Genomic DNA, 13069 nt, shown 5'->3' with positions numbered 1-13069 from the left:
AGAAATGAAGGACATTAAGGGTAGCTTCTATCTTTTCTTTAATCCCTTAATGGTTAATTAAAACCTCAGTAAAAAGAGTAAACAATAACCCAATTACCAATCAATGATTACTTTGAAAAGACCATTGCCCTCGGTGGCAAAATTCCAATCGCTTATAGCGCTGATCCTACTTTGTTTTGTGCTCAGCTTACTTTCCGATCGCTTTTTGACCCTGGCCAATGGCTGGAACGTCATGCGGCAGGTGTCGGTTAATATCTGTATTTCCGTGGGAATGACCCTGGTGATCCTTACGGCGGGGATTGATCTGTCCGTGGGGTCTATTTTGGCCCTTTGCGGGGCAGTGACCGCTTCCCTGATCAAAAACGGCATCGCTGTCGAGGGGATGAACCTTTATGTGGGCTTTGCCCCTGTGGGTGCGATTATATTAGGAGTCGGTTTGGGCTTTGGCCTGGGTTGGTTCAATGGCTGGACCATCACCAAGTTTAAAGTGCCCCCCTTTGTGGCCACTCTGGCCATGCTGACTATTGCCCGTGGGCTGACCATGCTGTGGACCAAGGGTTTCCCCATCAATGGGCTGGGCGAAAGCTTTGCCTTTTTGGGTACGGGCTGGTTTTTGGGTATTCCCATGCCGGTGTGGATCACGGCCATTATTGTTGCTTTGGCGACCTTATTGACTAAGAAGACCAAGTTTGGACGCTATGTCTATGCCATTGGGGGCAATGAAAGGGCCGCGAGGCTCTCGGGAATCAACATCAGCAGGGTCAAGATGACCGTTTACGCCATTTCTGGAGGACTGGCGGCAATTGGAGGAATGATCGTTACCTCCCGTCTGGACTCTGCCCAGCCCAATGCCGGGATCAGTTATGAACTGGATGCCATTGCTGCGGTGGTGATCGGGGGAACCTCTCTTTCCGGAGGTAAAGGAACCATTATGGGAGCAGTGCTTGGTGGTATCATCATCGGAGTGCTGAACAATGGCTTGGTACTGCTCAATGTCTCCCCATTCTGGCAGCAGGTGGTCAAGGGCCTGGTGATCCTTTTGGCGGTGGTAATAGATAAGGTCAATAGCAAGGAAGAGTAGGCTTGGGTTGGAAGGTTTTAAGGTTGGGATTGATGATTGGAAGATTTAAAGATTGGAAAATTAAGCGCGGCTGTAGTTGTCCTGTCGGCTGTGCCGCGGGACAGAATAACCTGGAGTTACTGACTCCGCACCGGCCATAACATAGTTGAGTCTTTATTAAGTGAATAGTAAAATATGAATGCATTAAAAAAATATATCCTTTCCATCGATCAGGGAACCAGCGGTACCAAAGCATTGGTATTTGATGGAATGGGCCAGCAAATCGTAAAGTCCTCCGTCCCGCTGAAGACCGATTACCTGAAGGGCGGCTGGGTGGAACAAGATCCGGAAGCCATCTATCAAAATGTTTTGGAAGCCGTGAGAAGCTGTATCAAGGATTTCACGACTAGGGGATTCAGCGTAGGGGATATTCAGGCCTGCGGGATTTCCAACCAGCGGGAAACATTCCTGCTTTGGGACGAGCAGGGGAATCCGCTTTATAATGCGGTGGTGTGGCAATGCAAGCGATCTATAGGTGTTTGTGAAAGGCTGAAGGAAGAGGGACTGGAGCCCGCGATTAGGGATAAAACAGGTCTGATCATAGATCCTTATTTTTCCGGGACGAAGCTCATTTGGCTCTATGAAAATGATGCTAAAATAAAAGCGGCCATTGATGCCGGCGAGGCCTACTTCGGTACGGTGGATACCTGGTTGTTATATCGGTTGACTGGCGGAAAAGCCTATATGACCGATTATACCAATGCTTCGCGGACTTTGTTTTTTAACCTGCATTCATTGGATTGGGACCATGAGCTTTTGGGCAGGTTTGGTTTGGAAAAGCTTCATCTGCCGGAAGTGAAAAGTTCTTCTGCCCATTTCGGGGAAACCGATTTTGAGGGGATAGTAAGTTCAGCCGTGTCTGTGACCGCCATGATCGGCGATTCGCATGCAGCAGCTTTTGGGGAGGAGTGTTTCTCTCCGGGTACGGCCAAGGCCACCTTGGGGACGGGCTGTTCTGTGCTGATGAACATCGGGGAGAAGCTGAAAACCTCCGGTCATGGCATGGTCAGCACCATCTGCTGGAGCACGGAAGGACAAGTCAGTTATGCGCTGGAGGGGGTGATCGTAACCTGTGGAGCTACCATCGAATGGCTGAAAAACGAGCTGGGCCTGATCCGGGACAGTCGGGAAACCGAAGCCATTGCCAATGCCCTACCTTCCAACCAAGGGGTATACCTGGTTCCTGCTTTTAGCGGCTTGGGCGCTCCCCATTGGGACATGAAGCGCAAGGCCTCCTTGGTGGGGATGACCTTTGATTGCAAAAAGGACCACATTGTCCGTGCGGCATTGGAATCCATTCCCTATCAGATCAAAGACGTGATTGCGGCCATGGAAGAGGATGCAGGACTAAAGCTTGATACCCTGAATGTAGACGGGGGAATCAGCGCCAACGGTTTTGTGATGCAGTTTTTGGCAGACCTACTGGAAAAGCCGGTCGTCAATGTGGGCATTGCAGATGTGTCGGCCTTGGGGGCGGCTTATTTGGCCGGTCTAAAAGTGGGCGTGTTTAAAGATTTGAAACACCTCCAAAACCTACAAAAGAAAAACAATACCCAGCCCAATGGAAAAGGGGATGCTGTGAAGTTGGCGTATAATGGATGGAAAGAGGCTCTGGGAAGTAAAGCTTAGTGCAAGGACTCTGAGAGTTTAACCTGGATCATACATTAGCAATCGTAGTGAGGGCTGAAAATGCAAGAAAATCAGGCTGTTTGGAGACTGAGGCATCCGTATTCTAAGGTTAAAGCAAGAATAATATCGAATTTTTAAGCGGCATATTTGAGAGTGTCCACATAAACTGAGTTTCTGTTGATTACTGCGAAAACTCGTGCGATAATTTTGTTTCTGATGATGTTAATCGTACTCATTTTGTTTTTTCCTTCCTTGACCCTTCTTTCATAATATTTCTTCATTTCAGGATTGTAAAGGATAGAAGTGCTTGCACACATGGTCAGAAGAGCCTTTATCCTTTTGTTAGCCAGCCTACTTGTTTTGGTTCTTCCTTTGAAGGTACCCGACTGATTAGGGAAGGGGGCTGTACCTGCATAACTGGCAAATTTCCGCCAAGTACTGAACTTGGTAAACCCCTCTGTTAAAATGATTAGGGAAAGAGCGGTTTGTGGCCCTACTCCCTTGATTGAGTTGATCAGGTTATATTGCTTCATCAGTGCACTGTCCTTTTTAAGAAACTTTTCCATTTCATTTTCAACAGTTTTGATTTGTTCTTCCAAACAGGCAATAACTTTTTCATGAGAGGATCTATAAACTCTCATGTCCCTATCCGGCACCATGGAATCATATTCCTTAAGCCGCGTTGTAAAGGCTGCTTTCTCTTTTACCAGTCGCTCTCTATAGGAATTCAATTTTTTTAACTGTGAAATAGTCTGGGAAGGAAGTACTGTTGGGGTGATTTTTTCCTGTTTTTCATAAAGGTACTCTGCAATATCCTTTGAGTCGGCTTTGTCCGACTTTCCTCTTCTGATACCCAGTGAACGTTTCAATTCAAGGCCAGACATTATAAAGAAGGGGAGTCCGTGTTCTTCCAAGAACAGGGCCAGCTGCGAGGAATATAGCCCAGTGGATTCAAACCCAAAAAGAAGGTCCCTGGCCAAGACCAATCCGGAATTTTCCATGACCCATTCCACCAGCTCCTGATAGCCATTTTCATTGTTCGAAAAGACAGCATGGCAATGATTGACCCTCAAATAAACATCAAGGGTAGATTTGCTTACATCGATACCGATAAATGATTTAAATTTCATAACTTGGATATTAGCATTTAACAAAAGGAGTTGCGGAAACTAAAACCTTTATAAGGCCTTGATGCCTGAAATTCTAACTGGTTACTGGCAACTCAAATAAAGAATGGGGACTGATACGGGCGATAGGTCATAAGCCTAGCCGCGGCGAAAGTTCACCCCATTCTTTTTTAATATATCAAAACCCTGAATCTCATCGAAATCAGCTACATATTTTTATTCTTGCTTTACCCTACAAACCTAAAGGCCGCGGCGGATGGTGAAGTCGAAAACAGCAGCAAAGCGATTGATTTTAAAGCATTTTAAGTCCGTAATAGATAAGCTAATGCATGTTTCGGGTTTAACCACAAAGCCCACGAAGGTTTCACGGAGGATGCTGAGTTTTATTTGCATTTCAATAGATGGCAGAATTCAAGAGGTCCCTTTATAATTCTTTAGGTAGACTTCTCCGTCTATAAAACCTTTGGACGATGTTCCTTGGTTCAGTGCAGGCTTGAAGGCCTGTTTTAGCCCAGCCCTTTAGACTTGAGGCTGAGGCGAAAGGCTGGGCTTCCTCTCAATCAGAAGGCTGAAAGCCTAACTCACCACAGCCCTTGGCAAAGCCTAGGGCGTTGATTGGTGGTTCGAGTAGGAGCCGGGCTGAAGGCCCAGCTCAATCCCGTAAGTGCAGGACAGTCTTGTCCCCTCAACTGATAAGTTTGTATTAATAATCTTTTATCTGTCAGGTTTGAGCGGACTGATATAGTCCACAATAGCCTGAAATCTAGAAAAGCAGTAAATTAATATAATGAAGACCATACAAACTTTACCCCAGCCCTTTAAGGGCATAGTGCCACCGATGATCACTCCTTTGAAGGACGAAAATACACTGGACGTAGAAGGCCTGGAGCGCCTGATCAACCATATTTTGGCGGGCGGTGTACATGGCCTGTTTATCTTGGGGACGACAGGAGAGTCTACCAGTCTATCTTATGCCATTCGGCATGAATTGGTGAAACGTACCTGTGAGATTGTCGGAGATCGGGTGCCGGTGTTGGTTGGGATTACCGATACCGCGGCCGCCGAAAGTTTGCGTTTGGCCGAAACAGCGGCTGAAGCAGGAGCAGCAGCGGTGGTGGCAGCCCCTCCCTATTATTTTAACCTGGGCCAGCCTGAGTTGATCGAGTACTATGAGTACTTGGTGGAAAGGCTTACTCTGCCGCTTTTCCTCTACAATATGCCTTCGCATACCAAGATCATCATTGAGCCGGATACGGTGAAGGCCTTGTCCAAACACCAGGGGATTGTGGGCTTAAAGGACAGCTCAGCCAATAATGCTTACTTCAATAATGTGGTCAACAAAATGAAGGACCGACCGGATTTCTCCCTCTTTGTTGGACCGGAAGAAATTATGGCTGAGACGGTACTTCTTGGTGCTCATGGTGGCGTGAACGGTGGAGCCAATATGTTCCCGGAACTTTATGTGAGGCTTTTTGAGGCAGCAGAAGCAGGAGACGTGCCTACCGTAAAAGCCCTTCATGGCATTGTGATGGAGATTTCCTCCAAACTTTATTCCTTAGGGAAGTTTGGTTCCAGTTACCTGAAAGGTATTAAGGCTGCCCTCAGTATCATGGGGATTTGCAGCGATTATATGGCTTCCCCCTTGCACCGCTTCAGGGAGACGGAAAGGGAGAAGATAGCCGCTAATCTGGAAGAGATTAAAAATAAGATGTTAGATATCAGACACTAGATAAAAGGTGTCCACGGATGCACACAGATAAACACAGATGGATTTCTATTTAAGCTGGTCGGGATTTGCAATCCTGACCTAAATCCTACTGAAAGCAATCCAATAAGAGGTTGTAAAATGGATGTGACATGTGACTTTAATAGGGCTGAGTCTGAGACTCGGTTTTTCAAAGTCCCGCGACTAAGTCGACGGGACAACATATAGACGATCAAAAGATATTAACCGATTAAACAGTTAATCAATTAACCCACTAACCCAATGCAGTTACCCGTAATAGACCTGATCATTTTTTTAGTGTATATGTTGGGCATACTGTTTTTCGGTGCTTCCTTTTACTTTAAGAAAGGCCGTACCACAGATGATTATATGGTCGGGGGAAGGCGACTGCCGGCTTGGGCCATTGGAATGTCGATCTTTGCCACCTTTGTCAGCAGCATCAGCTTCTTGGCCCTGCCGGGAAATGCCTATTTGACCAACTGGAACAGCTTTGTCTTCAGTCTTTCCATACCCATTGCCGCTTTGGTGGCAGTCAAATTCTTTGTGCCACTTTACCGGGGGGTGAAAAGTGAGTCTGCTTACTACTATCTGGAAACCCGTTTTGGACCTTGGGCAAGGACTTATGCTTCGATTTGTTATTTGCTCACCCAGCTGGCAAGGATGGGAACCATCCTTTATCTATTGGCCTTGCCTATGAATGCCCTTTTGGGCTGGGATATCGCCACCATCATCATTGTTACCGGGATTTCAGTGATCATTTACGCTTCGATGGGAGGAATAGAAGCGGTGATCTGGACGGATGCCATCCAAGGGATTGTCCTGATTTTAGGGGCATTGACCTGTTTGGGGATCATCCTGTTTTCCATGCCTGAAGGCCCCATGCAGGTGGTCGAGATAGGCCGGCAATACGACAAGTTCAATCTTGGCAGTTATGGCGTAAGCTTGACCGAAGCGACCTTCTGGGTGATCTTGATCTATGGGCTGTTTATCAACCTGCAGAATTTTGGGGTGGACCAAAACTATGTGCAGCGCTATATGAGTGCCAAGAGTGAAAAAGAAGCCATCAAGTCCACTTGGTTTGGCAGCAGCCTTTATGTGCCGGTGTCCCTGTTGTTTTTCTTTATCGGCACGGCCTTGTTTGCTTATTATCAGGTTCATCCGGATTTGTTGCCGGCTAAATTGCAAGCTTCGGATGCTGCCGACAAGATTTTCCCCTTCTTTATCGTGAATGGCCTTCCAAAGGGTCTCACGGGACTTTTGATTGCTTCCATATTTGCTGCGGGCATGAGTACCATTTCCACCAGCTTGAACAGTTCGGCAACGGTCATTCTTACAGATCATTATAAAAAATACATCAACAAAAATGCCGGTACCAGGGCCAATTTCAAGGTGCTGACCATTGCTGCAGTAGTCATGGGAGTGCTTAGCATTGGGGTGTCTCTGGCCATGACCGAAGTGAAAAGTGCTTTGGATGCCTGGTGGGCACTGTCTTCGGTATTCAGTGGAGGCGTGCTTGGACTCTTTTTGTTGGGCTATTTTTCCAAGAAAGTGGAACAACTGGAAGCGGCCATAGGTGTGGTGATAGGCATTTTGGTCATCGCCTGGATGAGCCTGACCCCGATATTTATTACCGAGGGACATTGGCTCTCTTTTAGAAACCCCATGCATACCAACCTAACCATTGTGATCGGAACCATGGTGATCTTCCTTACCGGTTTTTTATTATCGCTCCTGTTTAGAAAAAATAATGGGAAGAATGATTTCAAGAAAATGGGTGAAGACCATAAAGAGAGGGAAAGTTCAACAGTGATTTAAAACTAGAATTGAACAGTGCCGGGGGGATGACCACTGAGCAAAGGTGACAATAACTTCAGACCTGTCAGGTTTTAAAAACCTGGTAGGTCTTCGGTTTCAATATTCGAACAGAAATTAAAATAAATATGAGCGCAAAATTATTATCAAGAGAGGTGAAGGCGAGCACGGGAAATCCTGTGATCGGCGTTTTTGCACCTTGTGACCCGCGGATAGATGCCGCCAGCAGGGAAAGGAGTACCAATATCATCAAAAATGCCGCGGAGGCCCTGGCCGGCAAAATCAAGCTTCCGAACGGATCAGCCGCTGAGGTGGTTTACTCCGATGTGCTGATCGATGCCGAATCCCAGGCAGATCAGGTGGCCCGACAATTTAAAGAGGCAGGTGTCAATATCCTGGTCTGCGTGCCGGATACCTGGTCTTTTCCCCAGCTGACCACCATTTCTCTGCTGTCCCACTTTCCCAAAGATATTCCGATCAACTTTACCACTGGAAACAGCGGAACCCGGCCGGGGGTGGTGTACACCCATGCCACTTCGGGGGCCATTGCCCAGTACGGCAAGCTTACCCATATCAATGTGGGAAAATGGCCCGATTCGGGTCAAAATCCAGAAATGAGCCCGGAAACCCTTAAGGCTTTGGTGGACTGGTGTTATGCGGCAGTTACCTTCCAGGGCTTGAAGGGAAAAAGAGTGGTGGTTTTTGGTCATGACTCCATGGGGATGGAAACCGCCCTGCCCCATGTATTGGAAATGCGAAACCAGTTTGGCCTGGAGATTACCCGTCTGGACATGAAGTTGCTGGCGGATATGCTGAAAAAGGAATCGTATGATAAGGAAGAGCTGAAGCGGTTAAGAAGCTGGTTGGAGAACCATGCCGGCGACCGTATTGAGCTGCCGGATGGTGAAAAGGACAGTGAACTGCTGGACCAAAGCCTTGCCCTGTATCTGATCGTCAGGGACCTGATGAAAGAGGTGGATGCAGTAGGGGGAGGCTTTATGAGCCAGCTGGAATGGGGATCCGATGACCGGGGGATACAGCTCCCGGTGGCCGATATCATGGAGTCGCTGTTCAACAGCACCTTTGACCATAATGGGCCTAAAGCTGTGCAGCCCTTTGCCACAGAAGCCGATGTGCAGGCGCTTTTGACCCAGCTGTTTATGACCTGGCTGTCCGAAGGAAACCCGCCTTTGTTTATGGATTTTAGAAAAGTGTGGGAGAAAGAAGATATCAGTGAGTTTGCCGCCCAAAACGGCTATCAGGCAACAGGCGATGAAGCTTGGCTGGAAAAAGGATTTGTGGATGGAGTCAACTCCGGTTCTGCTTCTTTCAATTGGGCCGCCAAGCCGGGAGCAGATGAGAAGGAAGTGATGCAGGGCATTTCATTCCCCAAGGCCGTGGATTATTTCTATTATTTGGGCAACTCGGTGCATTTCAAATCTCCGGGAAATATCAATGGCTTGGCCGCTCGCTTGGCTTACAGTTCTTTGTCGGGGATGTTTTCCATGATCTGGGATGAGGCAGAAACAGTGGAATTGCCGGCTGATCTGGCCCAAAAGATCTGTGACGGCGCCAACCCTACCTGGCCTCATACCTTTGTGGTGCCAAAATATGCCTCCATGACCGAATACAAGCAATATGCCCCGGCCAACCATTTCCATATGACCTGGGATCTGGAACCGGCAAGGCTACAGTTTTGGATGGACTTTGCCAATGTGCTTTCCGTAGCCCCTTGGCAGGCAAGACCGACATTTGTGGAAGCTACTGACCGTCCTATACCTTTATTGTACCTGATCAACGGTGGGGAAGATGCGACTAAGAAGATGAAGGCAGGAAAAGCTTAGGTAGATTTTAGACATCAGACGCTAGACTTTAGAGATTTCAGTGCTATGGTTGCTGAGCCTCGGTCCCTGAGCCTGTCGAAGGGTCGAAGCATTGAACCATTAAGGAGTGAAGGTGCATGGAGGCTTGTTTGGAGGCTTTTAGTTTCCTTCACATCTTAATGGTTTTAGTTTTTACCCAGCATAGGGGCGGTGGAACTGTTCCTTTCCTCTTTTTTGTCCACTAAGAAATGAATTAGGGAAGCAAAAGCAAGGCTGGGAACTATAGCGTTTCAGCTTGATGGTCATCCGAAGCGCTGAAAGCTCAACATTAGCTTTCCCACAGCAGAGCTGCCGGGAAAACGAGTGGACACGGAAATATTCGTTTGATTTGTTTTTTTAAACTTGCCATTGCTTCTTCAAGCTAACAGTAGGACTAAAGAATAGAAGTTTCAGGGTCTCTAAGGGTACAGGTAAAAGAAAATTCGTGTAATTCGTGGACCTCTTCCTCAAATCTTTTAGAGTGATTTAATTCCCTTCACCTTAATGTTATATTTTTTTGACCCTACGGCAGGCTCAGGGGCCCCAAACTCAGGGACCACAGGTTTGGCAACCGGAGTTCACTGTTTTTCTCTCAAGACTCAAGACTCCCTACTTAATACTAAGCCTCAGGATACCTCAGGACAGCCTTCCCTCCAATTGCTTTTAAATTAAGGCTTTATTGGAAATTCTTAAACTCAAAATGACCATGAAATCGACCCTGAAGGAAAGTGTTTTTTATATCATACTGGCATGTCTGTGGGCTTCCTGTTCGGGAGAAAAGGTGGCGGAAGAGAGAAGTTATTTTCCACTGGACAGCCTGATGACCAAAGAGCAGGTTGGTGCGGCCAATTTGCCGGATGAGATTGCCCCGGTGAAGGCCCCCTTTGCCATGCCAGAGTTCAAGAAACCGGTATTTCCTGAGCGGACCGTGGATATTGCTGAGCAAGGAGCCAAGGAAGGAGAGTTGGTTACTTCCATCATCCAGCGGGCGATAGATGAAGTCAGCGCCCAAGGTGGAGGTAAAGTGATTGTCCCTGCGGGAAAATGGAAAACCGGCAGAATCAGTTTGAAAAGCAATGTGAACCTTCACCTGGCTGAAGGGGCTGAGCTGCATTTCAGCGGGCAACTCGAAGATTACAGGCCGGCTGTTTTTACCCGTCATGAAGGCGTGGAGGTGATGTCCTTAGGTGCCTGCATTTATGCCTATCAGCAGGATAATATTGCCCTGACCGGAAAGGGGACCCTATACGGACCGGAAGAAGGGCCGGTAAAAGACCAAATGATGACCGAGGATGTGACAGAGAAATTTGTGCCTGTGGATAAGCCGGTGTCTGAAAGGGTTTATGAGGGTTATAATGGCGAATCCATCTTCGTGCCCATGTTTGTGTCGCCTACCGAATGTACCAATGTATATATCGAAGGGGTGACTTTGGAGAGAACGGCTTTTTGGAACATTGTGCCTGTCTACTGTGACGGGGTGATTATCCGTGGGGTGACGGTCAATTCCGTGGGGATTCCCCGGGGAGATGGCATCGACATTGAATCCTCCCGAAATGTATTGATCGAATACTCTACCCTGAATAATGGTGACGATTGCTTCACCATGAAGGCAGGCCGTGGGGAAGATGGGATTCGGGTCAATAGACCGACCGAAAATGTAGTGGTCCGCTATTGCCTGGCCAAAGAAGGCCATGGTGGGATTACTGTAGGCAGTGAAACGGCCGGGAAAATCAAGAATCTTTATATCCACGATTGTGTTTTTGATAATACAGGCGTAGGTATCCGCTTCAAGACCAGAAGGCCCAGGGGTGGCGGAGGTGAAAATCTCTATTACGAGCGTCTGCGGATGAATTTGCGCCAGACGGCATTCCGCTGGGACATGCTGGGGCAGGAGCTTTACGTGGGAGACCTTGCCAAAAGGAAACCGCTCAGGGAAGTCAACGAGCTGACCCCGAAGTTCAAGGACATTACCATCAAAGACGTGCTGGTAGAGACCGCCTCTACCTTTGTCAATATCAATGGAATTCCCGAGTCACCTTTAGAAAACCTCTATATGGAAAATGTAACCGTTAGGGAAAGCCGTCGCTTCTTCAATGCCGATGATGCGCAGAACCTGACTTTCAAACATATCGAAGTATACAGCCAGGATTCTCTGATGAAATTCCTGGACACCAGGGAGGTGATCTTCGAGGATGCTGTATTTCACGTTTCAGGAGATCAGGTGTTTACCCAAATGAAGGGTGATTTAACCGATAAAATTCAGTTTGAAGGAACATTGCCCGAAAAACCAGCAGGTTGGGCATCCACTACTTATCAACACCAATGAAAAATCTAACACTGATAGGACCGCATGTGTTTCTGATGAGCGCCTGCCTTTTCCTGATGGGCTGCTTTTCAGCCTTTGGACAATCCAAAAAAACGGTTTCATGGAAGCAGGCCCAGCGCCAGGAAGAGACTTGGTACGGAAGTGCGGAGGCCCAACGGATAGCGGATAATGTACTGTTGTACCAGCATGATAATGGCGGCTGGTATAAAAATATAGATATGGCGAAAGCCTTGAGCGAAAAAGTAAAAGAAGAGCTTCTTCGTGCCCGGTCCCAAAAAACGGGGACCACGATCGATAACGGGGCTACTTTTACCCAGCTAAGGTACCTGGCCAAAGTGTTTCAGGCTACTGATGATACCAAGTACAAAGTCGCTTTTTTAAGAGGGGTGGACTATCTCTTGGAAGCGCAATATGCCAATGGGGGATGGCCCCAATACTACCCTATCCGTCAGGGATACTATGAACATATCACCTTCAATGACGGAGCGATGATCGGGGTGATGGGTTTGCTTAAAGAGATAGCGGAAGGAAAGGAAGCCTATGGATTTGTAGATCAAGACAGGCGTGAGAGGGCCAAAGAAGCCATTGATCAAGGGCTTCAGGTAATCCTCAAGTGCCAGGTAAAAATAGAGGGGAAGCGCACAATTTGGTGTGCCCAACATGATAAGGAGAGTTATCAACCTGCCAAAGCCAGGGCCTATGAGCTGCCAACCTTGAGCGGTTCGGAAAGCGTGGGGATTTTGAGGTACCTTATGAGCATCCCCGATCCCGATGATGAGCTGATAGAAGCTGTAGAAAGTGCCATTGCATGGTTGAACGACCACAAGATAGAGGGAATACGATTGGTCAGGGAGGAAAATCCCGATTTGCCAAAAGGCTATGATCTGAAGATCGTGGAAGATCCAAATGCGGGACCTTTATGGGCCCGGTTTTATGATCTGCATACACAGCAACCGGTTTTTGTTGGGAGAGATGGGGTGAAAAAGGCTGCTTTGGCGGAGATTGAATATGAAAGGAGGGTAGGGTACAGCTATTTAGGGAATTATGCAGAAAAACTACTTGATCAAAATTATCCCGAATGGAAGTCGAAAATGAAATAAGGGTTTGTGCAACATTTATTTTTTAATATAAAAGGCATTTGAACGGTTATTTTTTATTTCAGCAGGTAAGTACAGGGAAGTTTTCAGAAGGAGGTAAATAACTTTGTATATACTAGAAGAACCCAAAAGTCATAAGTATTGTGGGAATCACTTCTAATTAGTTTCGACCCTAGACTAAGGACAGTAAATAGATTGCAGCTTATCCGGGCGCAGCCCCAAACTAATCCATCCCCAATGATCAAAGCAAGTGATCATGCTTGTCCGCACAAGGACAGATGGAAAAAGGAAAGCTGCAGTTTTAAAAGAAATGTAACAAAAGCATTGGAGGTAGGCATTAGATGCCTCCAATAGGTATCCGGAAAAATTG

Annotated in this window: 8 protein-coding genes; 7 read left to right on the top strand and 1 reads right to left on the bottom strand. The window is 47.2% G+C overall.

Translation table 11 applies throughout. The annotated features are described in order from the left end of the window. Window positions 1-103 precede the first annotated feature (103 nt). Together ACYVAA_RS07540 and ACYVAA_RS07535 are read left to right on the top strand one after the other, a co-directional pair. The gene (locus ACYVAA_RS07540) at window positions 104-1081 is read left to right on the top strand and encodes an ABC transporter permease (protein ID WP_460540110.1); all 978 of its coding nucleotides are present in this window, start codon (window positions 104-106) and stop codon (window positions 1079-1081) included. Window positions 1082-1255: 174 nt separating this feature from the next. Then, window positions 1256-2749, top strand: a complete 1494-nt coding sequence (locus ACYVAA_RS07535) for an FGGY family carbohydrate kinase (RefSeq protein WP_460540108.1) — start codon at window positions 1256-1258, stop codon at window positions 2747-2749. Window positions 2750-2883: 134 nt separating this feature from the next. On the opposite strand, the gene ACYVAA_RS07530 is transcribed toward ACYVAA_RS07535, so the two are convergent. Beyond that, on the bottom strand, window positions 2884-3879 hold the full coding sequence (locus tag ACYVAA_RS07530) for an IS110 family RNA-guided transposase (protein WP_460540105.1): 996 nt from the start codon (window positions 3877-3879) through the stop codon (window positions 2884-2886). A 784-nt stretch (window positions 3880-4663) separates the two neighbouring features. Between ACYVAA_RS07530 and ACYVAA_RS07525 the strand changes: the two genes are divergently transcribed. From ACYVAA_RS07525 to pelA, 5 genes are all read left to right on the top strand, one after another. Beyond that, window positions 4664-5605 carry a dihydrodipicolinate synthase family protein gene (locus tag ACYVAA_RS07525; RefSeq protein ID WP_460540103.1) on the top strand — a complete coding sequence of 314 codons (942 nt, stop codon included), beginning with the start codon at window positions 4664-4666 and terminating at the stop codon, window positions 5603-5605. A 258-nt stretch (window positions 5606-5863) separates the two neighbouring features. Then, complete coding sequence (locus tag ACYVAA_RS07520; protein WP_460540101.1) at window positions 5864-7417, top strand: sodium:solute symporter family protein; 1554 nt, start codon at window positions 5864-5866, stop codon at window positions 7415-7417. Window positions 7418-7542: 125 nt separating this feature from the next. After that, window positions 7543-9258 (top strand): hypothetical protein, encoded by a 1716-nt coding sequence (locus tag ACYVAA_RS07515; protein WP_460540099.1) that lies wholly within the window; start codon window positions 7543-7545, stop codon window positions 9256-9258. A gap of 724 nt (window positions 9259-9982) precedes the next feature. Continuing rightward, complete coding sequence (locus ACYVAA_RS07510; protein WP_460540097.1) at window positions 9983-11602, top strand: glycoside hydrolase family 28 protein; 1620 nt, start codon at window positions 9983-9985, stop codon at window positions 11600-11602. Further along, the gene (gene pelA / locus ACYVAA_RS07505) at window positions 11599-12702 is read left to right on the top strand and encodes a pectate lyase (protein ID WP_460540095.1); all 1104 of its coding nucleotides are present in this window, start codon (window positions 11599-11601) and stop codon (window positions 12700-12702) included. The genes ACYVAA_RS07510 and pelA overlap by 4 nt, the downstream gene beginning before the upstream one ends. The last annotated feature ends 367 nt before the right edge of the window (window positions 12703-13069 follow it).

The sequence above is a fragment of the Echinicola sediminis genome (assembly GCF_054777495.1).
Note: the sequence above shows the minus strand (reverse complement) of the source record. Positions and strands in the feature narration are given on the sequence as shown.